The 20,202-nt window shown below is 72.8% G+C and carries 17 protein-coding genes; 11 read left to right on the top strand and 6 right to left on the bottom strand.

The window, feature by feature from the left end; translation table 11 throughout:
- Nucleotides 1-13: 13 nt before the first annotated feature.
- Nucleotides 14-2,884, bottom strand: coding sequence for an AAA family ATPase (locus AB0I79_RS12805; RefSeq protein WP_357871114.1), 2,871 nt, complete (start codon nt 2,882-2,884; stop codon nt 14-16).
- A 172-nt stretch (nt 2,885-3,056) separates the two neighbouring features.
- Between AB0I79_RS12805 and AB0I79_RS12800 the strand changes: the two genes are divergently transcribed.
- A complete protein-coding gene (locus AB0I79_RS12800; RefSeq protein ID WP_357871112.1) occupies nt 3,057-4,274 on the top strand; it encodes an epoxide hydrolase in 1,218 nt (405 codons plus the stop codon).
- Nucleotides 4,275-4,402: 128 nt separating this feature from the next.
- Here the strand turns inward: AB0I79_RS12800 and AB0I79_RS12795 are convergent, their stop codons facing one another.
- Entirely contained in the window at nt 4,403-4,996 is a 594-nt protein-coding gene (locus tag AB0I79_RS12795) for a TetR/AcrR family transcriptional regulator (RefSeq protein ID WP_357871109.1), read from the bottom strand.
- Between the two features lie 68 nt (nt 4,997-5,064).
- Between AB0I79_RS12795 and AB0I79_RS12790 the strand changes: the two genes are divergently transcribed.
- Nucleotides 5,065-5,832 (top strand): alpha/beta fold hydrolase, encoded by a 768-nt coding sequence (locus tag AB0I79_RS12790; protein ID WP_357871106.1) that lies wholly within the window; start codon nt 5,065-5,067, stop codon nt 5,830-5,832.
- Between the two features lies 1 nt (nt 5,833).
- Here the strand turns inward: AB0I79_RS12790 and AB0I79_RS12785 are convergent, their stop codons facing one another.
- The 3 genes from AB0I79_RS12785 to AB0I79_RS12775 form a co-directional block, all read right to left on the bottom strand.
- Nucleotides 5,834-6,940: a 5-methyltetrahydropteroyltriglutamate--homocysteine S-methyltransferase gene (locus AB0I79_RS12785; RefSeq protein WP_357871103.1), complete on the bottom strand. Its 1,107-nt coding sequence runs from the start codon at nt 6,938-6,940 to the stop codon at nt 5,834-5,836.
- 3 nt (nt 6,941-6,943) lie between these two features.
- Nucleotides 6,944-8,383: a long-chain fatty acid--CoA ligase gene (locus AB0I79_RS12780; RefSeq protein WP_357871101.1), complete on the bottom strand. Its 1,440-nt coding sequence runs from the start codon at nt 8,381-8,383 to the stop codon at nt 6,944-6,946.
- 87 nt (nt 8,384-8,470) lie between these two features.
- Complete coding sequence (locus AB0I79_RS12775; protein WP_357871098.1) at nt 8,471-9,277, bottom strand: PaaX family transcriptional regulator C-terminal domain-containing protein; 807 nt, start codon at nt 9,275-9,277, stop codon at nt 8,471-8,473.
- Between the two features lie 86 nt (nt 9,278-9,363).
- Between AB0I79_RS12775 and AB0I79_RS12770 the strand changes: the two genes are divergently transcribed.
- The 8 genes from AB0I79_RS12770 (at nt 9,364) to AB0I79_RS12735 (ending at nt 18,496) form a co-directional block, all read left to right on the top strand.
- Nucleotides 9,364-10,557: an ABC transporter substrate-binding protein gene (locus tag AB0I79_RS12770; RefSeq protein WP_357871095.1), complete on the top strand. Its 1,194-nt coding sequence runs from the start codon at nt 9,364-9,366 to the stop codon at nt 10,555-10,557.
- A 6-nt stretch (nt 10,558-10,563) separates the two neighbouring features.
- Nucleotides 10,564-11,319, top strand: coding sequence for an ABC transporter ATP-binding protein (locus AB0I79_RS12765; RefSeq protein ID WP_357871093.1), 756 nt, complete (start codon nt 10,564-10,566; stop codon nt 11,317-11,319).
- Nucleotides 11,316-11,975 carry an ABC transporter ATP-binding protein gene (locus AB0I79_RS12760; RefSeq protein WP_357871090.1) on the top strand — a complete coding sequence of 220 codons (660 nt, stop codon included), beginning with the start codon at nt 11,316-11,318 and terminating at the stop codon, nt 11,973-11,975. Before AB0I79_RS12765 ends, AB0I79_RS12760 begins: the two co-directional genes overlap by 4 nt.
- A gap of 28 nt (nt 11,976-12,003) precedes the next feature.
- Nucleotides 12,004-12,864 carry a branched-chain amino acid ABC transporter permease gene (locus tag AB0I79_RS12755; protein WP_357871087.1) on the top strand — a complete coding sequence of 287 codons (861 nt, stop codon included), beginning with the start codon at nt 12,004-12,006 and terminating at the stop codon, nt 12,862-12,864.
- A complete protein-coding gene (locus tag AB0I79_RS12750) occupies nt 12,861-13,841 on the top strand; it encodes a branched-chain amino acid ABC transporter permease (protein ID WP_357871084.1) in 981 nt (326 codons plus the stop codon). The genes AB0I79_RS12755 and AB0I79_RS12750 overlap by 4 nt, the downstream gene beginning before the upstream one ends.
- Nucleotides 13,842-13,903: 62 nt before the next feature.
- On the top strand, nt 13,904-16,765 hold the full coding sequence (locus tag AB0I79_RS12745) for an AAA family ATPase (protein WP_357871081.1): 2,862 nt from the start codon (nt 13,904-13,906) through the stop codon (nt 16,763-16,765).
- 178 nt (nt 16,766-16,943) lie between these two features.
- Entirely contained in the window at nt 16,944-17,753 is an 810-nt protein-coding gene (locus AB0I79_RS12740; RefSeq protein ID WP_357871647.1) for an alpha/beta hydrolase, read from the top strand.
- A 233-nt stretch (nt 17,754-17,986) separates the two neighbouring features.
- Nucleotides 17,987-18,496 (top strand): GNAT family N-acetyltransferase, encoded by a 510-nt coding sequence (locus tag AB0I79_RS12735; protein WP_357871078.1) that lies wholly within the window; start codon nt 17,987-17,989, stop codon nt 18,494-18,496.
- Here AB0I79_RS12735 and AB0I79_RS12730 read toward each other — a convergent pair.
- Entirely contained in the window at nt 18,493-19,161 is a 669-nt protein-coding gene (locus tag AB0I79_RS12730; protein WP_357871076.1) for a DNA alkylation repair protein, read from the bottom strand. The two genes, AB0I79_RS12735 and AB0I79_RS12730, sit on opposite strands and share 4 nt — an antisense overlap.
- A gap of 248 nt (nt 19,162-19,409) precedes the next feature.
- Between AB0I79_RS12730 and AB0I79_RS12725 the strand changes: the two genes are divergently transcribed.
- Nucleotides 19,410-20,153 carry a TetR/AcrR family transcriptional regulator gene (locus AB0I79_RS12725; protein ID WP_357871073.1) on the top strand — a complete coding sequence of 248 codons (744 nt, stop codon included), beginning with the start codon at nt 19,410-19,412 and terminating at the stop codon, nt 20,151-20,153.
- Nucleotides 20,154-20,202: the final 49 nt, after the last annotated feature.

The following is a 20,202-nucleotide window of genomic DNA, read 5'->3' as shown; positions in this document are numbered from 1 at the left end:
AACCCCGGCGTCGCTACGGACGGCGGGTCAGCGGATGGCCGCGCTGTGTGGCCGGCGGCTTCGGCGCGGCCAGCGCCGTCCGCAGATGCCGGCGGGAGCTGACCCCCAGCTTGGCGAAGACGTTGCCCAGGTGCCATTCCACCGTGCGCGGGCTGATGAACAGCCGGGCGGCGATCTCGTCGTTGGTGTGCCCCAGCCTGGCCAGCCCCGCGATCTGCGCCTCCTGGCTGGTGAGCTCCGCCGCCGTGGAGACGGTGCGCTTGCGAACGGTCTCCCCGGTCGCCAGCAGCTCCCGCCTCGCGCGCTCGGCGAAGCCGCCGGCTCCGGCGCTGCTGAACGTCTCGTGAGCCGGGCGCAGCTGGGCGCGGCTCTCCTGGCGGCGGTTGCGCCGCCGCAGCCACTCGCCGTACAGCAATCGGGCGCGGGCCAGGTGGAGCGTGACCCGGCAGCGGCCCAGATGCCCGATGGCCTCCCGGTAGAGCGCGTCGGCGTCCCGGTCGCCGCTCAGCAGCGCCCGCGAGCGGGCCGCCATGCCCAGCGCCCACTCGGTGCCGCTGACACGCGTGCGCTCGGTGAGCGACTCCAGCGCCGGCGCGGCGAGCTCCGGCTGCCCGCAGCGCACGGCGGCCTCGATGAGCTCGGCCAGCGCCCAGCCGTAGAACCCCAGATCCTCGTACTGGCAGGCACGCCTGGCGGCCGCCAGCGCGGCGTCGTAACGGCCGAGGCCGTTGTAGAGGACCGCGGTCGCGTACTCGGCCAGGCCGAGGGCGCGGCCCTCCCCTCGTGCCCCCACCTCCAGGGCGGTCGTCCTGATGTGGTCGAGCGCCTCGCCCTCCTCATCCCGCCAGGCGGCCAGCACCAGGGACGTGTACATCATGGGGGCGCCGCCGGTCGCCTCGGAGATCGCCGTGGCCTCGTCGATGAGCGCCGCCGCGGCGTCGAACTCTCCGGCGTGCAGCAGGAAACCCGCCTGGTAGGTCAGCGCCATCGGCAGGACGGACAGGGCCCCCGCCTCGCGGGCGCACGTGACGGCGCCCTCGGCCAGCTCGTGCCAGGCCTCGTCGTCCCACAACTCGGGCGCGAGAGGCTCGGGCGTCACCCGGAACGCCAGCCACAGCCAGCGCCGCTCGGCGTCCGTCACGCCGGATCTGCGCTGCTCCCGCACGACGTCCAGCGCGTGCCGGAGCGCGCGGGCGCCGGTGGCGTGACCGTCGATGATCCAGCCGGCCATGCTGTCGAGCAGGACGTCCACCATGCGCGGCGGCCCGGGCGGCGGTGGTCCGGCACGGGCCGCCTCGGCCACCTCGCGCTGCCCCGGGCCATTGCTGAGCCGGCCGGCGAAGATGGCCGCGCCGACGGCCTCCAGCAGGGTGTCACGGGCGAGGGCGGCGTCCAGCGGCGCCAGCCGGTGCGCGGCGTCGAGCAGGAGGCGGGGCGCGTCGTTCCCGCGTACCTGGGCATACACCAGCCGGGCGCGCAACCGTTCGAGCCTGGCCCTGTGCAGGTCGTCGAGCGGGCCGGCCTCGGCGGCGGCGAGCAGGGTGTCCGCCTGGGCGGGCCCGCCGGCGTCGATCGCGGCCTGGGCGGCGTCCAGCGCGCGGGCGACCCGGCGGGCGGGGTCGGGTGTCAGCTCCGCCGCGCGGCGCAGGAACGCCGCCGCCGCCGCGGCTCCTCCCCTGGCGTGTGCCCGGCCGGCCGAGCGCTCCAGGTCCTCGGCGACGCTCTCGTCGGGACGGGCGGCGGCGTGGGCACGGTGCCACGCCCGGCGGTCGGGATCGCGATCGGGATCGGTGGCCTGTGCTAGTGCCCGGTGCGCGGCCCGGCGGTCCGGGGCGGCCGCCCGCTGGTAGACGGCTGAGCGCACCAGCGGGTGGTGGAAGCGCACGCCGGCACCGAACTCGACGAGCCCCGCGGCCTCGGCCGGTACGGCGGCCTCCGCCGGTATCCCCTGGAGGCCCGCCGCGTGCCACAGCAGGCCGGCGTCGCCGGTGGGTTCGGCCGCGGCGATCAGCAGGAGCCGGCGGCTGTCCTCGGGAAGCGTGCGGAACCGCTGGTGGAAGGCGTTCTCCAGGCGGCTCGCCAGGGGCTGCCTGCCGGGGAGCCAGAAGCCACCCGCCAGCTCGGCGGGAGCGAGGGCGCGGGGCAGGTGCAGCAGGGCCATCGGGTTGCCGTGCGCCTCGGCGACGATCCGGTCGCGTACCGGCGGGTCGAGCGGCACGTGGACGGCCGAGGCCAGCAGGGCCCGGGCGTCGGCCTCGTCGAGGCCCTCGACGGTCAGCTCCGGCAGCCCGGCCAGGTCCCTCACGTCCGCGGGCTCCCGGACCGTGAAGATCAGTGCCACCTGCTCGGCCATCAGGCGCCTGGCCACGAACGCCAGCACCTGCGCGGACCCGTCGTCGAGCCACTGCGCGTCATCGACGAGGACGAGCAGCGGCCGGTCCTGGCCGGCGCGGGCCAGCAGGCCGAGCGCGGCAAGGCCCACCAGGAACCGGCTGGGCACCTCGCCCTCCCGGATCCCGAACGCGACCGACAGGGCGTCACGCTGCGGCCCCGGCAGGGCGTCGAGCCCGTCCAGCAGCGGCCCGCAGAGCTGGTGCAGGCCCGCGAACGCGAGCTCCATCTCCGACTGGATACCGGCGATGCCGGCGATCCGGAACCCGGTGGCCCGGCGCATCGTGTGCTCCAGCAGCGCGGTCTTGCCGATGCCCGCCTCGCCCCGCAGCACCAGGACCGCGCTGCTTCCCGACCGCGCCGTGGCCAGGGCCCGCTCCAGCGCGGCCAGCTCGAGGTCGCGACCTCGCAGTGCCGCTCGGGTGTCGATGGTGGCGAACACGCCCATGGGCTCGACCTTCCTGGCGCGCCGCAGAAGGCTCTGCGCGGCCACGACGGGTCATGCTCCCTTGATTTTAGTCCGATTAGAGGCGTTTCGATAGTTTCGCGAATTTGGTGCCACGGGGGCGACCCCCGGGGTTCTCCCTGGGGCGATGCCCCTCCCACCTGCGGGATCGTCATCGGGCCAGGCGGCACAGGGCCGCCTGGCGACCGAGGAGACACCCATGTCTGTCACGACCGGATCCTCCGCGATCCGCCCCTTCACGATCCCCGTCGTCCCCGAGAGCGAGCTCCAGGACCTGCGCGCGCGCATCGCTGCGACCCGCTGGCCGGAGAAGGAGACCGTCGCCGACCAGTCGCAGGGCGTGCAGCTCGCGACCATCCAGGAGCTCGCCCGCTACTGGGCCGACGAGTACGACTGGCGCAGGTGCGAGGCGAGGCTCGGCGCGCTGCCGAACTTCGTCACCGAGATCGACGGGCTGGACATCCACTTCATCCACGTCCGCTCCAAGCACGACAACGCCCTGCCGCTCATCGTCTGCCACGGGTGGCCAGGCTCGGTCATCGAACAGCTCAAGCTCATCGAGCCGCTCACCGATCCGACGGCGCACGGCGGCACCGCGGCGGACGCCTTCCACGTGGTGATCCCGTCCATGCCCGGCTACGGGTTCTCGGGCAAGCCGGCGACGACCGGCTGGGGCCCGGCGCGCATCGCCCGCGCCTACCCGGAGCTGATGAGGCGCCTGGGCTACCAGCGCTTCGTGGCCCAGGGCGGCGACTGGGGCGCGCTCGTCGTGGACCTGATGGCGGCCGCGGAGCCGGACGGGCTGCTCGGCATCCACACCAACATGCCCGGCGTCATCCCGCCCGAGATCGACAAGCTGTTCCAGGGCGACATCACCGGCGCCGGCAACGCCCTGGCGTCCCTGCCGCCCGGCCTGTCACAGGAGGAACTGCGCACCTGCGAGCAGCTCGACTTCTTCTGGAAGCACGTCGCCTACGCCCTCATGATGGCCTCGCGCCCGCAGACGCTGACGGGACTCATGGACTCGCCTGTGGGACTCGCGGCGTTCATGCTCGACCATGACGCGGCGAGCCTGGACCTGATCTCCCGGAGCTTCGCGGGCGAGGCCGTGGGCCTGACGCGCGACGACGTCCTCGACAACATCACGCACTTCTGGCTGACCAGGACGGCGATCTCCGCGGCACGGCTCTACGCGGAGAACACCGTCCCGTTCTTCGCGGTCAAGGGCGTGTCGATCCCAGTCGCCGTGAGCGTCTTCCCCGACGAGCTCTACCAGGCCCCGAAGAGCTGGACGGAGCAGGCCTATCCCCAGCTCGTCCACTACAACCGCCTGGACGAGGGCGGGCACTTCGCGGCCTGGGAGCAGCCGCGGCTGCTCACCCGCGAGCTCCGCGACGGCTTCCGATCGCTTCGGTGACCGGGCCTGCGCGCCACCGAGCGGCGACGGGAGCGGGGATCCCGCCGCCGACCGGTCGCGCCCGCTGACCGGCGGCACCTCTCGAAGCTCCGGGCTCGGGAGGTGCCGCACCCCTTCCTGCTCGCCGCCTACGCGCCGGCTCGGGCCGCTGCCAGCAGGGTGAGCGCGGCCTCGCGGGCCAGCCGCGCGGCGCCGGGCGTGCCCGGGTGCTGGTCGGCGACGACGGTGCAGCCGGTGACCAGGACGAGCCACTGGCGGGCCAGCGCCCCCGGATCGGCCGCCCCCGCCCTGGTGGCGATCTCGGCGAGCAGGCCCAGCCGGCGTTCGAGGTGACGGCCCGCCATGTCCAGCTCGGGCGCCCCGTGATGCTGGGCGGCGGCGTTGAGCAGCGCGCACCCGCGGAACCCGGGCTCGCCGTGCCACTGCGCCAGCGCGTCGAACACGGCGCCGAGCTGGTCGGCAGGCTCCTCGCCCGCCGACTCCACGGCCGCGCGCAGCCACTGCGTCACGCGTTCGCTGCGGGCCTCCAGCACCGCCTCGATCAGGCCCTCCTTGGAGCCGAAGTGCCGGTAGAGCGTCTCCTTCGACACGCCCATGGCGGCGCACAGCTCGGCCACGCCGACACCGTCGAGCCCCCGCTCGTACAGGATCGGCGTGGCTGTCTCGATGATCGCGGCCCGGGTCCGCCCGGGGTCCAGGGTGCTTCCCTTCGGTACAGGCACCCCTAGATGGTACTCATCGGTTCGATCCCTGGTATCGTACCGATCGGTTCGATCTAGGGAGGAACATCATGCGACCCGCCACCCCCGCCGTGACGTTCGAGAGCGGCGGCGTGACCCTCGCCGGGCTGCTGCACCTGCCGGCCGGGCCGGGGCCGCACCCCGTCGTGCTGCTCCTGCAGGGCTTCCCCGGCAACGAGCGCAGCCTGGACCTGGCCCAGGCGCTGCGATCGGCCGGCTACGCCGCCATCGTCTTCCACTACCGCGGCTCCTGGGGCATGGAGGGCACCTGGTCCTGGGCGAACGTGCTGGAGGACGCCGCCACCGTGGCCCGCGCCGTGCGCGCCGAGCCGTTCGCCTCGGCGCACCGGCTCGATCCGAGGCGGCTGGCACTGTTCGGGCACAGCGCCGGCGGGTTCGCCGCGCTGATGACCGCCGCCGCCGACCCGTCCGTCGCCGCCGTCGTCTCGGTCTCGGCCTTCGACTTCGGTACGGTGGCCCGCTCCCTCGGCCCGGAGTCACGTGCCCGCTACGTCGAGGCGTTCGGGGAGGACCTGCTGCCCCTGCGCGGGACGAGCGGCGAGGCGCTGGTGGCGGAGATGGAACGGGCGGGCGAGCGGTGGAGTCTGGCCGGCCTGGCGCCCCGGCTGGCCGAACGGCCGGTCCTGCTGATCGGCACCTCCGACGACCCGGTGACCCCGGCGGCCGTGCACCATCGGCCGCTGGTGACGGCGTACCCGGGGGCCGAGCATCACGAGTGGCACACCGACCACGCCCTGTCGGACCACCGGCAGCGCCTCATCGAGACCGTCCGGGGGTTCCTCGACCGCCACCTGTGAATCAGCCCCAGACCTCCCGCGCCGTCTCCACGATCAGCCGGATCTTGGCGAACTGCTGCTCCTCCGTCAGCTCGTTCCCCTCCACCGTCGAGGAGAAGCCGCACTGCGGCGACAGGCAGAGCTGGTCCAGGTCGACGAACTTGGCCGCCTCGTCGATGCGCCGCTTGAGCGCGTCCTTCGACTCCAGCTCCCCCCGCTTGGTCGTCACCAGCCCGAGCACCACCATCTTCCCCGGCGGCACGAACCGCAGCGGCTCGAAGCCGCCCGACCGCTCGTCGTCGAACTCCAGGAAGAACCCGTCCACGTTCAGCTCGTTGAACAGGGCCTCGGCGACGAAGTCGTAGCCGCCCGAGGCGACCCAGGAGGAGCGGAAGTTGCCCCGGCACATGTGCGTGGTGATCGTCATGCCCGCGGGCTTGGCCGCGAGCGCGGCGTTGATCTGCTTGATGTAGCGCAGGTGCAGGTGATCGGCGTCGTCGCCGCGCTCGGACAGCTCGGCCCGCTGCGACGGGTCGTTCAGGTAGGCCAGGCTGGTGTCGTCGAACTGCAGGTACGTGCACCCCAGCGCGCCGATCCTGCGCACCTGCTCGGCGTAGGCCGCGCTCAGGTCCCGCCAGAACTCCTCCACGTCCGGGTACACCTGAGGATCGATCGCGGCGGGCCCGCCCCGGTAGTGCACCATGCTGGGCGAGGGGATGGTCAGCTTGGGCGTGACCCCTTCCGGGGCGCTCTCGCGCAGGAACGAGAAGTCGTCGGCGAAGATCGGCTCGCTCAGCCGGATCCGGTCGTGCACGCGCAGCGCCGCGGGGGTGTACTCGAGGTCCCCCTTCTGGTTGTGGAAGCGCACCGTGATGTGCTCGTCGGCGGCCTGGCCGATGCCTTCGAGCCGGTAGATGAAGTCCATGTGCCAGGACGCCCGGCGGAACTCGCCGTCCGTGGCGCTCTGCAAGCCCGCGTCGCGCTGTTTGCGTACCACGTCCCTGATCGCCGCGTCCTCGGCCTCGCGCAGGGCGTCACCGGTGAGGGTCTGGCGGGCGCGCAGCAGCTCGGCCGGGCGGAGCAGGCTGCCGACGTGGTCGGCGCGGAAGGGCGGTGAGGTACGCATCATGGATCATCCTTCTCCGTAGAGCTTTCTCAGCGGGGCCTTGAGGAGCTTGCCCGCCGCGTTCTTAGGCAGTTCGGCCACGAATTCCAGATATTTCGGGACTTTGAAGCGGGCCAGGCGGCCGTCGAGGTGCTTCAGCAGCTCGTCGGCCAGCCCATCGGACGCCACCGTCGCACCGGGCCTGAGCACGACCAGGGCCTTGCCCACCTCGCCCCACTTCTCGTCCGGCACGCCGATCACCGCGCACTCGGCGACCGCGCCGTGCTCGTACAGGGCGCTCTCCACCTCGGCGGGATAGATGTTCTCGCCACCAGAGATGATCATGTCCTTGACGCGGTCGGAGATGCGCACGTACCCGTCCTCGTCCGCGACGCCTATGTCCCCCGAGCGGAACCACCCGTCCGCCGACAGGACCTCGGCGCTCTCCTCCGGGCGCCGCCAGTAGCCGGGCATCACGTTGGGGCCCTGCACGTACAGCTCGCCGGGCTCGCCGGGGGCGGCGGGCGAGCCGCCGGGCGCGACCAGCCGCACGTCGGAGAAGAAGCACGGCACCCCGGCCGTGCCCGCCTTGGCGGCGGAGCGGTCTGCCCCGAGGAACAGCGCTCCCGGCGCGGTCTCCGTCATGCCGTACCCCTGCATGAACGCCAGCCCGCGCTCCTGGTAGGCCTGGATCAGCGGCTCGGGCACCGGCGCTCCCCCGCACAGCAGGTGCCGCAGGCTCGACAGGTCGGCTTCCGCCCAGCGCGGCGACTGCGCGAGGAACTGGAACATCGTCGGCACGCCGGCGATCAGCGTCACCCGCTCGCGCTCGATCAGGTCGAACGCGCGCGCCACGTCGAACGACGGCTCCAGGATGGCCCGCCCGCCCTTGAGCACGGTCGGGATCAGCGCCTGGCCCATCGCCGCGATGTGGAACAGGGGCGCGCCGATCAGCGCCACCTCGTCGTGCGCCAGCGGCACGTCCACGAGCAGGTTGACCGTGTTCCAGGTGAGGTTGGCGTGGGTGAGCATGGCGCCCTTGGGCCTGCCCGTGGTGCCGGAGGTGTACATGATCAGGCACACGTCGTCCTGGCTCACGGGCTCGTCGACCGGCTCGGGCGAGCCGGACGCGAGCAGGGCCTCGTAGTCGGCGGCCCGCAGGTGGCGGCCCGGCAGCCCCTCGCCGTCCCGCTCCTCGCCCAGCACGAGCAGCGCCGGCTCTGCGTCCTCCAGGATGAAGCGCAGCTCCGGCCCGGTCAGCCGCGTGTTGAGCGGCACGAACACGGCTCCCAGCAGCCCCGCCGCGAAGAGCGTCTCCACCAGGGCGGGCTGGTTGGCCCCGAGGAACGCGACCCGGTCGCCGCGCCGCACGCCGAGCGCGCGGGCCAGCCTGTTCACACGTTCTCGCAGGTCACGGTAGGTGTAGTGACGGTCCTTGTACGACAGCGCGACCCTGTCGGGCGTCATGCGTGCCCTGCGTGCCGGCCACGAGCCAATCCCCTGATTACGCATCGGCGACTCCCGGACCCAAATTAGGCCACTATGCGATGGCTGTCACCGTTCTGCCGAACTTTCCTCGGGAACGGTGTCGAGCAACCCCGCCACGATCCGCCCCGCCTCCGGCGCGAACCGCTCGTGCAGCGTGTGGCAGACCCGCTGCGCCTTCTCCGCGGGCCAGTCGCCCGGCAGGTACCGCAGCGGCAGCCGCGGGTCGGTCCTGATGATCTGCAGCCAGCCGGTGAGCAGCATCAGCGAGCGTGCCAGGTCGTCGGGGGCCTCCGGGGCCGGGTCGGCCCGGTCCCAGCGGCGCAGGAACGCCCGGTACCGCTCGCCCAGGCCGGACAGGTCGTAGGCCTCGCCGACCAGGGCCTGCATGTCGGTGGGCCGGCGCGGCTCGGCGGCGAAGACCTTGACGTTCGCGCCCAGGTCCTCGATCACGCCCGTGGCGTCCACGTCGCCCGGAGCGATCCACAACCCGTTCTGCAACGGCCCGAACCCGGCCCAGACCAGCCGCGAGCGCAGCTCGTGCCGCTGGCGCTGCCACGACTCGGGCAGCGAGAAGCCGATCAGCGTCCACCTGTCGTCGTCGGCGTCGTTGACCACGCCGCTGTGCCAGATGCGCCGCTCGCCGTCCTTGAGGACCTCGGTGCTGGCCGGGGTGAGGCCGAAGTACATGCGCCGGCCCGAGCGCTGCCGGCGCAGCAGCCCGCGGCGCACCATCCGGGTCAGCGTCGAGCGGGTGGCCTCCTCCGAGATCCCCACCTTGCCGAAGGCCTCGATGAAACTCCGCGAGGAAACGCAGATTCCGCGGCCGTATACGTGGTCTCCAAGGAAGGTGAGAATCACCGATTGAGGCCGCATAACAGCTTGTCTCCGGAAATTAGGCATTCTATTGACAGCCGTAATGTACCTGCCTACCTTGGGGCCATCCGGCCCAGGAGGTCCTGATGCGCAGGTTTCTTCCGTCCCTGGTCTGCCTGTTGCTGGCCACGACGGCATGTAGCGGCGGCGGGGGCGGGTCGAGCGGCGGGCAGGCGGATCCCATCAAGGTGGGCCTCATCGTCTCCTTGACCGGCAACTACACGCCGCTGGGCAGCGAGGACAAGAAGGCCGTGGAGCTGGCCGTCGAGCAGGTCAACGCGCAGGGCGGCCTGCTGGGCCGCAAGGTGGAGCTGGTCACCAGGGACGACAAGACCGCCCCCGACCAGGGCATCGTGGCCTACAACCAGATCAAGGGCGAGATCGACGCGCTGATCGGGCCGGTGTTCTCCAACTCGGCGCTGGCGGTCGAGCCGCTCGCGCAGCGCGACAGGATGCCGTACCTGTCGCTGGCCCCGGCGCAGGAGCAGGTCGAGCCGATCAAGTCGTACATCTTCGTCACTCCCGCGCTGTCCAGCATGTACGCCGAGCGCTACCTGCAGTACATCCAGGCCGAGGGCATCAAGACGGTCGCCGTGGCGTGGGACTCCAAGAGCGCGTACTCGGTCTCCGGCCACGAGTCCATGGTCGAGCTGGCCCCGAAGTACGGCGTGACGATCGCCGTGGACGAGCCGTACGAGACCACCACCTCCGACTTCAGCGCCCTGTTCACGCACGTGCGCGACTCCAAGGCCGAGGCGCTGGTGTTCTGGGGCTCGGGCGCGCCCGGCGTGACGGCCGCCAAGCAGTACGTGGCCTCGGGGCTCGAGACGCCGCTGTTCCTGACCGCCTCGCAGGCCAGCAAGCTGTGGCTGGAGCCGATGGGCGCCCAGGCCGAGGGCATGACCGTGCAGAGCGCGATCGGCGTGGTCGGCGACCATCTGCCCGAGGGCAAGCAGAAGCAGGTCATCGACCAGATGGCCAAGCCGTTCCAGCAGAAGCACGGCTACCCGCCGCCGCAGTTCGCGCAGGACGGCTACAGCGCCTCGCTGCTGCTGTTCGAGGCCATCAGGAAGGCGAACAGCACCGACAAGACCAAGATCCAGCAGGCCCTGGAGACCATGGACCTGATCACCCCGAACGGCCGCTTCCGCTACTCCCCCACCGACCACTCCGGGCTGTCCCCCGAGTTCATCTCGGTCAACACGGTCAAGAACGGCCAGTTCGTCCCGACCGAATGGGCCAAGGAGCAGCTCACCAAGACCGTCAACGCGCAGGGGTAGGGGCGCGTGCTGACCGTCACCGGGGTCTCGCGCTCCTTCGGGGGCGTCTACGCCGTCCGCGACGTCTCGCTGAGCGTCGCGGACGGCGAGGTCTGCGGCGTCATCGGCCCGAACGGCGCCGGCAAGTCCACCCTGTTCAACCTGATCACCGGGCATCTGGCCGCCGACCACGGCCACATCTCCTTCCTCGGGCAGCGCGTGGACCGGCTCCCCCCGCACCGCCGCGCCCGCCTCGGCATGTCGATCGTCTTCCAGGCCGCCCGGGTCTTCCGCGGCATGACGGTCGAGGAGAACGTCAGGGTGGGCGCGCACGGGCGCACGCGGGCGGGGTTCGTCTCGGCGGCGCTGCGGCTGCCCCGGCACCGGGCCGACGAGCGCGAGATCGCCGCCGAGGCCGCCGCCGCCTTGGAGCGCGTGGGCCTGGCGGAGTGGGCGGACCGGCCCGCCGACCGGCTGCCGATCGGCCAGCAGCGGGCGCTGCAACTGGCCCGCGCCCTGTGCGCGCGGCCCCGGCTGCTGCTGCTCGACGAGCCCGCCTCCGGGCTGCGCGGCGAGGAGCGCGAGCGGCTGGCGGCGCTGGTGGAGGAGCTGCGAGCGGACGGGCTGACGATCCTGCTCATCGAGCACGACGTGGCGTTCGTGACCCGGCTGGCCGACCGCGTCGCGGTGCTCGACCTGGGCCAGGTCATCGCCGACGGCCCGCCGGCCGAGGTGCGCGCCGACCCGCTGGTGCTGGCCGCCTATCTCGGACAAGCCTCATGATCGACGTCCAGGACCTGGTGGTCTCGTACGGCACCGCGACCGCGCTCGACCACGTCACGCTCACCGTCGCCAGGGGCGAGATGGTGGCCCTGCTCGGCCCGAACGGCGCCGGCAAGTCGACGCTGGCCAACACCCTGGCCGGGCTGCTCAAGCCCACCTCGGGCACGGTCGGCGTCGGCGGGCGGCTCGCGCTCATCCCCGAGGGCCGCCAGCTCTTCCCCGACCTGACCGTCGCCGACAACCTCGCCCTCGGCGGCTGGCGCTCCGGGCAGCGCGACCCCTCGACCGTGTACGAGCTGCTGCCCCGCCTGGCCGAGCTCTCCTCGCGCAGGGCCGCGGTGCTGTCCGGCGGCGAGCAGCAGATGGTGGCCTTCGGCCGGGCCATGATGTCACGCCCCGACGCGCTCGTCGTGGACGAGCTGTCGCTCGGCCTGGCCCCCAACGTCACCGCCGACCTGGCCGCGCACCTGGCCGAGCTGAACCGGACCCAGGGGCTGACCGTGCTGCTCATCGAGCAGAACGCGCGGCTGGCCTTCGAGCTGTGCCGGCGGGCGTACGTGCTGGAGTCGGGGCGGGTGGTGACCGAGGGCGAGAGCGCCGAGCTGGCCGGCGACCCGCGGGTGGCCAGCGCGTACCTGGGCGGGGCGATCACATGAGCGGCGGCGGCGAGAGGACGGCCCGGCCGTGAGCGCATTCCTCACCTACCTCCTCAACGGGCTCGCGGTCGGCTCGGCCATCGCGCTCATCGCCAGCGGCCTGGTCGTCATCCACCGGGTCACCGGCGTGGTGAACTTCGCGCAGGGCACGTTCGCCGTGGTCGCGGGGCTGTGCACGTCCTCCCTGCTCGGGCTGGGTTTTCCGCACGGGGTCAGCGAGGTGGCCGCCGTCCTGGCCGCGGCGCTGGCGGGCCTGCTGACCGGGCTGGCCGCCGTCGGCAGGCCGGGCACCACCCCGCTGTCGTCCCTGATCGTCACGCTCGGCGTGGGCGTGCTGGCGTACGCGGTCGAGATCGTGCTCTGGGGCGACCAGCCGCGCTCGGCGCCCGGCCTGGCGGGCTCGGTGACGCTGGCGGGGGCCCGCATCCAGACCCAGCACCTGCTGGTCATCGGCGTGGCCGCGGCGACGTTCGTCCTGCTCGCGCTCTTCTTCGGCCGCACCTACCTGGGCAAGGCGCTGACCGCGTGCGCCTCCAACCCGTACGCCGCCCGCGTCGTCGGCATCGACACCCGGCGGATGGGGCTGCTGGCGTTCGCGCTGGGCGGGCTGCTCGGCGGCATCGCCGGGGTGCTGGTCACGCCGCTGCGGCCGATCTCGTTCGACACCGACGTCACGCTCATCGTGAACGGCTTCGCCGCGGCCGTCTTCGGCGCGCTCACCCGTCCCGTGATCACGCTCATCGGCGCGCTGCTGCTGGGCGTGGCCGAGACCATGGCCGCCGGGTACGGCTACGGCTCGCACCAGCTGGAGGTCGCGCTGGGTCTCATGCTCGTCGTCATGATCGTGCAGGCCGGCCGCCGCCCGGCCATCTCCCAGGAGTCCGCATGACCAGGCGGCTGAAGCTCGCGGCCGGGCTGCTGGTCGCCGTCGTGACGCTCGTCCTGCCCGCCGTGCTCGACGACAGCGCGCTGGCCGTCTACATCCTGCTCGGCCTGGCCGCCATGGTCACGGTCGGGGTGTCGCTGCTCATGGGGTACGCCGGGCAGGTGTCGCTGGGGCAGGGCGCCTTCTACGCCATCGGCGCCTACACCGCGGCCCTGCTGGCCCTGAACGGCGCTCCCCCGCTGGCGGGCCTGGTGGCCGCCCCTGTGGCGGCCGCGCTCTCGGCCCTGGTCATCGGCGTCCCGCTGCTGCGGCTGCGCGGCCACCACCTGGCCTTCGCCACGCTCGCCATGCAGCTCATCCTGCTGTCGCTGGCGGGGCAGCTCGAATTCACCGGCGGGGACATCGGGCTGCAGGGCATCCCGCAGTTCGGCGTGGGCTCGTTCGAGGCCACGAGCGCCTCGGTGTACGCCTACCTGACGTGGGCGGGGCTGGCCCTGGTGATGCTGGTCACGCACAACGTCATCACCTCCCGGCCCGGTCGCGCGCTGCGTGCCCTGGCCACCAGCGAGACGGCGGCGGCGTCCTCGGGGATCCCGGTGGGGCGGTACAAGCTGGTGGTCTTCGCGCTGTCGGCCACGTTCGCGGGGCTGGCCGGGGGGATCTACTGCTTCTACACCGGGTACCTGGCGCCGGGGTCGTTCCCCGTGCTCATCTCGATCCAGTACATCGTGATGGCGGTGGTCGGAGGGCTGGGGACGATCTGGGGCGCGGTGGTGGGGGCCACCGCGATCACGCTGCTGGTGCAGGGGCTGGACATGCTGGCGTCGCTGCCGGGGATGCCGACCTATGCGCCGAGTGTGTTGTCGTATGCGGTTTATGCGCTCGTGCTGATCGTGGTGGTGCTGTTCATGCCGCACGGGCTGGTTCCGGCCATCTCCGGCCGTCTGTCGCGAAAGCGGGCGGAGAGCCCGTATCGGTGAAATCACCGGTCTCTCCGGAACGTGCTCTTTCAGTCCTGACATCCGCGCGTAACACTGGCGTCGTGTCTTCTGACAAGCCTTTGTTACGCGGCCGGGGCGAGGAGGAACGCGCCCTGCTGCGGCTGCTCGACCGCGCCCGCGCCGGCTCCGGCGGAGCGCTGCTCCTGGTGGGCGCGCCCGGCATGGGGAAGACGGCGCTGCTCGACCTGGCCATCGCGCACGCCGTTCCCGGCTTCCGCGTCCTGCGGGTCTCGGGGGTGGAGTCGGAGTCGCGGCTGCCGTACGCCGGGCTGCACGGCCTGCTGCGTCCCGTCGCCGCGGAGGCCGCCTCCCTGCCCGGCGCCCAGGCGCACGCCCTGATGTCGGCGCTGGAGTCCGGTACGGGCGCCGGCGGGCTGACGCTGCCCGCGGCCGTGCTCGGCCTGCTGTCGGCGGTGGCCGCGGAGCGGCCGTTGCTCGCCTGCGTGGACGACATGGACCTGCTGGACGCGGACAGCAGGGAGGTGCTGTCGTTCGCGGCCAGGCGGGTGTCGGCAGAGCCGGTGGCGCTGCTGTTCACCGCGCGGGAGGGCGTGCGGGCGCCGGGCGGGCTGGAAGGCGTGCCCGTACAGGTGCTGGGCGGCTTGGACGCGGCGGCCGTGCAGGAGCTGGCCGGTGACCTGGCGGCGGGGAAGGTGGCCGAGGACCTGCTGGTGGCGCTCGACCACATCGCCCGCGGCAACCCCCTCGCGCTGGCGGAGCTGATCGGCTCGCTCACCCCCGACCAGTTCGCGGGCCTGGCCGCTCCCCCCGTGACGCTGCCCAAGGACGGACGCCTGTGGCGCGAGCACGCGAGCCGGCTCGCGGCCCTCCCTCCGGAGGTCCAGCGGCTGCTCCTGCTGATCGCCGCCGATCCCGGGCTCGACCTGCCCACCCTGATCCGCGCGGCCCGCCCCTCGTGCGCGCTCACGGTGCTGGAGCCGGCCGAGCGGGCGGGCGTCCTGCACTCCGCCGGGGACCGGTACGACTTCCGCGACCCGGCCATGCGCGGGGTCGTCTACTACGGCGCGTCCCTGTTACGCCGGCGCAGCGCCCACCGCCTGCTGGCCGGCCTGCTCGGCGACGACGAGCAGGCGGCCGAGCACGGAGCCGAGCACGGGGCCGAGCAGGCGGACGAGCACGGGGCCAAGCACGGGGCCAAGCACGGGGCCGAGCACGGGGCCGAGCACGGGGCCGAGCAGAGGGACGAGTCGCAGCGCCTGCGCCGCGCCTGGCACCGGGCCTGCGCGCTCGACGGCCCGCCCGCCTCGCTGGCCGACGACCTGGCCGCCGCCGCGCTCGACGCCCACCCCGCGCACACCCATCCCGAGCCGTACCTGGCCCTGGAACGCGCCGCCGAGCTCACCGACCCGCACGACCCGGCCAAGGCCGAGCGCCTGGCCGCCGCCGCCCGGTACGCGTGGGTGGCCGGACGCCCCCAGGTGACCCGTTCCCTGCTGGCCAGGTTGCGCAACCTCACGGCCCCCGACGAGCTGCGCGGCCACGTACAGCTCCTGCACGGCAGCCTGGAGCTGCTCGGCGGCGAGACGGGCAGCGCCCGCGAGGAGCTGCTGGCGGCGGCCACCTGGCTCCTGGAGAGCCACCGCATGCTGGGGGTGCGCGCGCTGGTGCGGGCCGCCGACGCCAGCTACCGCGCGGGCGACAACCGGGCGTTCATCGCGATAGCCCGCCAGGCGGCCGCTCTGCGCCGCCCCGACGAGACGGTGCCGACGCAGCTCATGTTCGAGTACCTCGCCGGCATGGCCTCCACGTTCAGCGGCTCCCACCAGGAGGCGGCGGCGCCGCTGCGCCGGGTGGTCGAGCTGGCCGGGTCCGTCCGCGACCCGGCCGTGCTCGTCTGGGCGTGCGTGGCCAGCATGCTGCTCGGCGAGGACGCCACCGCCCACCGGCTGTCGGCCCGCGCGGTCGAGACGGCCCGCGTACGCGGCGCGGTCTCGGCCATGCCGCAGCTCCTGGAGTACATGATCTACCCGGAGATCTGGATGGGCCGGTACGCCGCCGTCGCCACCACCGCCGCCCAGGGCCTGCGCCTGGCGCAGGAGACCGGCCAGCTCAACACGGCGGCCCAGCACCTGGCCTGGCTGGCGATCACGGCGGCCGTCGAGGGCGACCAGGAGACGTGCCGGGTGCGCGCCGACGCCGCCATCGGCCTGGCCGACGCCCACGACCTGGGCATCGCGGGCGCGGTCGGCAACTGGGCGCTGGCCTACCTGGACCTGGCCGCGGGCCGCCCCGCCGACGCGGCCAACCGGCTGCGGGCCGAGCGCCGCAACAGCAACCACGTGGTCATCCGGGTCATGGCCACGCCGCACTTCATCGAGGCGTGCGCGCGTACCGGCGACCACGAGGCGGCCGGGGCCGCGCTGCGGGTGCTGGAGCGCTGGGTCGGCAGCACGCGCAGCCCGGACCTGCGCGCGCTGGTGTCCCGCTGCCGCGCGCTGCTGGCCGGGCCCGGCGAGTCGGAGGAGCTGTTCCGGGAGGCGCTCGACCTGCACGGGCAGGGCGTGTACGAGTTCGAGGCGGCCCGTACCAGGCTCCTGTACGGCAGCGCGCTGCGGCGCGACCGGCGGCCCGGGGCGGCCAGGACGCACCTGCACTCGGCGCTGGAGACGTTCGAGCGCTACGGCGCCCGCCTGTGGACCGAGCAGGCCAGGACCGAGCTGCGGGCCTCCGGCGACCCCGTGCGCCCGGCCCTCGACGCGACCACGGGCCAGCTCACGGCCCAGCAGCTGCAGATCGCCCGCATGGTGGCCGAGGGCGCGACGAACAAGGAGGTGGCCGAGCAGCTGTTCCTGAGCCGCCGCACCGTCGAGCACCACCTCAGGAACATCTTCAGCCGCCTCGGCATCCGCTCCCGCGTCGAACTGGTAAGGCTCATGTCCTGATCGCAGGACCGGTGATTTCACCGATGCACGGCTGACTGCGCATCCGAACAATGGCGACAGACAGCAGTCACCCTCGATGAGCAGGGAGTATGACGACGTGCAGCTATCCACCCCCCGGTTCGGCGCGCGAACGTTGACCAAGCTCGCCCTCACCGTCTCACTGGTCGGCGGCGCCCTGATGGCCGCCTCCCCCGCCCAGGCCCAGGGCCCGTACGACCGCGGCCCCGACCCCACGGACGCCATCCTCGAAGCCAGCCGCGGCCCGTTCTCGACCGCGCAGACCAGCGTCTCCTCGCTGAGCGTGACCGGCTTCGGCGGCGGCACCATCTATTACCCGACCGACACCAGCCAGGGCACGTTCGGCGCGATCGCCATCTCGCCCGGGTACACGGCCAGGTGGTCCAGCCTGTCGTGGCTCGGCCCGCGGATCGCCTCGCACGGCTTCGTCGTGATCGGCATCGAGACCAACTCGCTCTACGACCAGCCCGCCAGCCGGGGCCGCCAGCTCCTGGCGGCGCTCGACTACCTGGTCGAGGACAGCTCGGCCACGGTACGCAGCCGCATCGACCCGTCGCGGCTCGCGGTCGCCGGCCACTCGATGGGCGGCGGCGGCAGCCTGGAGGCGGCCAACGACCGGCCGTCGCTGCAGGCGGCCGTGCCGCTCGCGCCCTGGAACCTGACGAAGTCGTGGTCGGGGGTGCGCGTCCCGACGATGATCATCGGGGGTGAGAGCGACTCCGTCGCCTCCGTCACCACCCATTCGGAGCCGTTCTACAACAGCATCCCGTCCTCGTCGGAGAAGGCGTACCTGGAGCTGAACAACGCCAGCCACTTCTTCCCGCAGACCACCAACACCACGATGGCCAAGTCGATGGTGGCCTGGCTGAAGCGGTTCGTCGATGACGACACCCGCTACGAGCAGTTCCTGTGCCCGCCGCCCAGCGGGCTGGCGATCGAGGAGTACCGCCACACCTGCCCCAGCTCCTGATCCGAACCCTCCCGATGGCAGCCGCGACCAGGCGGCTGCCATCGGCCTTTTCATGCTCCGGAGTTCCGGGCCTTGGCCCGCGAGCGCGGCGTCGAGGGGCGTGCCGGTCACGTCCGCGACCCGGTTCGCCATGGCCGTGAACGCGGCCCGCGTGATCACCTCCAGCACCTGGACGTGACGCCGGCCAGGAAACCGGGCGGCACCGCTGGAGGTGAACCGCATACCGTGACCCTGTGACGTTCACGACATCCCCCGCCTCCACCGCCGACGCGGACGCGGTGGGCGAGATCCACGCGGAGTCCTGGAGGGCCGCCAACGCGAGCTTCTTCGCCCCGCGGTTCTTCGCCGAGGCCCTGCGGCACCGCCGTACCAAATGGCACGGCGTGCTCGCCGCGGAGGACGGGAACACCGTCCTGCTCGCCGCCCGCGACGGCCGCCCGCTGGCCTTCTCCTACTTCGGCCCCTCATCGAGCCACCCCGACTCGGCGGAGATCTTCGGCTTCTACGGCCACCCGGACGGCTGGGGCAGCGGCATCGCGCAGGCCCTGATGACCGCGACGTTGGACCGCATCCGTTCGGCGGGCTTCAGCCACGTCCACCTGTGGACGCTGCGCGACACCCCGCAGTCGCACCGCTTCTACGCCAAGAGCGGCTTCACCCGGTCGGGCACCGTCCGTACCTACGACTACGGCGACGGCAACCCGCTCGACCAGGTCGAGTACGAGCTGACCGGCTCCCGTTAGGCGTGCTGCCTGCGTACCATCTCGTTGATCCAGATGGGCGCGAACGGAGACGTGCAGCCCGGCGACGTCGGGTAGTCCTTGAGCACCTGCAGGCGCTCGCCGATGCCGATGGCCCGGTCGCGGTGCTCGGCGTGGTCGATCCCGATCTGTGCCAGGCAGTGGTTCATCGCCCACTGCAGGCGATCGGGGGCGTCCTTCATCTCGGCCTCGATCACGTCGAGCAGCCCGGGAAGGTCGAGGCCCTCCGGCTTCTTCGTCACGCGCTCGGTCGTCAGCGCCCAGCCGGCGCTCGCGACCACCGGGTCCGGGTCGGCGGACCAGGCCAGGCGCAGCTCCTCCGCGTGCGGGCTCTTCTTCACCACGTAGTTCACGAGCCAGTCGTGCACCTTGGGCACGCGCGCCTCGCGCACCATGGTGTCCAGCTCGTCACGCGCGAACGCCTTCGGCCGGCAGATCAGGAGCGCCAGCAGTCTCGCCGCGGTGTCGCCCGTCTCCCAGAGCTGCCGCGCGAGCTCCTGCTGCGTCTTCAGCCGCTTGGCGACCGCGCGCAGCTTGCCCAGGTTCACACCGTGATCGTCACCGTGCTTCTCGTTCACCTCGCGGATCTTCGGGTCCTCGAGGGCGGCCAGCTCGGCCATCACCTCGGCCACTGTCGTCTCGGCCACCTCAGCCTCCTGTTCGTCACGCGCGAATCAGACTACGACGGAGACCGGCCTCCTGTCGTACGCGCCGGTTCGGCGGCGGGGAACGGCCGGCGCCGGCCTGACCCTCACCACCGAGGACGGGCCCGCATCGCCCCGAAGGCGGTCTCGGCGGACGGCTGGGCCGGGCCCTCCTGAACGACGTTCAACAGCCGTGAACGCCGTACAGGACAGGTGAATGCTGATCGTCAAGGAGGGAGTACGGTGTGTGGGTGCCTGTCTCAGATCCCTCCGACGGCTCGGTGTGGCTGCGCCACGAGCGGCCGCTGCGCGACCGCCAGCTCAGCCGCGACCAGATCGTCGGCGCGGCCGTGCCCGTGCTGGACACCGAGGGGCACCGCGGCCTGTCGATGCGCCGGATCGCCACCGACCTCGGCGTGACGGCCGGATCGTTGTACTGGTACGTACGCACCAAGGACGACGTGCTGGAGCTGGCGCTGGACCGGGTGCTCGGCGAGGTCAGGGCCGACCCGGACGAGCCCGACTGGCGGCGCGGGCTGGCCGGGCTGGCCCGCGACACCCGCGCGATGCTGCTGCGCCACCAGTGGGCGCTGCGGGAGCTGACCCTCAGGCCGAACCTGGGCCCCAACGCCTTCACTCTGGCCGAGACCAGCCTGCGGCTGCTGTCGCGGGCGGGGTTCACCGACGCCGACCTGGACGCCGCGATGGCGACCGTCAACGATCAGGTCGTCGGCGCGGTCATCGCCGAGGTGGCGTGGCGCGACACGCTGACCCGCATGCGCGAGAGCGGGGTCGAGTGGAGCCACCACGCCACCACCGCGTACCTGCGTGACGTCGCCGAGCGGCACCCGCTGCTGGCCCGGCGGATGGCCGCCGGCAGGAAGGTCGATGTGGAGGGGGACAGCGAGCGGCGGTTCGAGTTCGCGCTGACGTGCCTGTTGGAGGGGCTGGCGGCGACCTGTCACGCGGTGGCCGGCGCCGGCGGCGAGCCCTGACCGTCAACCCGCGGCGAGCCCTGACCGTTCAACCCGCGTCGGACACCGG

Source organism: Nonomuraea sp. NPDC050202 (genome assembly GCF_040656115.1).
Classification (GTDB): domain Bacteria; phylum Actinomycetota; class Actinomycetes; order Streptosporangiales; family Streptosporangiaceae; genus Nonomuraea.
Note: the sequence above shows the minus strand (reverse complement) of the source record. Positions and strands in the feature narration are given on the sequence as shown.

What these genes read in the sequence shown, in the direction of transcription:
- AB0I79_RS12800 (WP_357871112.1), top strand. Translation starts at nt 3,057, where the DNA reads ATGTCTGTCACGACCGGATCCTCCGCGATCCGCCCCTTCACGATCCCC.
- AB0I79_RS12790 (WP_357871106.1), top strand. Translation starts at nt 5,065, where the DNA reads ATGCGACCCGCCACCCCCGCCGTGACGTTCGAGAGCGGCGGCGTGACC.
- AB0I79_RS12785 (WP_357871103.1), bottom strand. Translation starts at nt 6,940, where the DNA reads ATGATGCGTACCTCACCGCCCTTCCGCGCCGACCACGTCGGCAGCCTG.
- AB0I79_RS12780 (WP_357871101.1), bottom strand. Translation starts at nt 8,383, where the DNA reads ATGACGCCCGACAGGGTCGCGCTGTCGTACAAGGACCGTCACTACACC.
- AB0I79_RS12775 (WP_357871098.1), bottom strand. Translation starts at nt 9,277, where the DNA reads ATGCGGCCTCAATCGGTGATTCTCACCTTCCTTGGAGACCACGTATAC.
- AB0I79_RS12770 (WP_357871095.1), top strand. Translation starts at nt 9,364, where the DNA reads ATGCGCAGGTTTCTTCCGTCCCTGGTCTGCCTGTTGCTGGCCACGACG.
- AB0I79_RS12760 (WP_357871090.1), top strand. Translation starts at nt 11,316, where the DNA reads ATGATCGACGTCCAGGACCTGGTGGTCTCGTACGGCACCGCGACCGCG.
- AB0I79_RS12750 (WP_357871084.1), top strand. Translation starts at nt 12,861, where the DNA reads ATGACCAGGCGGCTGAAGCTCGCGGCCGGGCTGCTGGTCGCCGTCGTG.
- AB0I79_RS12740 (WP_357871647.1), top strand. Translation starts at nt 16,944, where the DNA reads ATGGCCGCCTCCCCCGCCCAGGCCCAGGGCCCGTACGACCGCGGCCCC.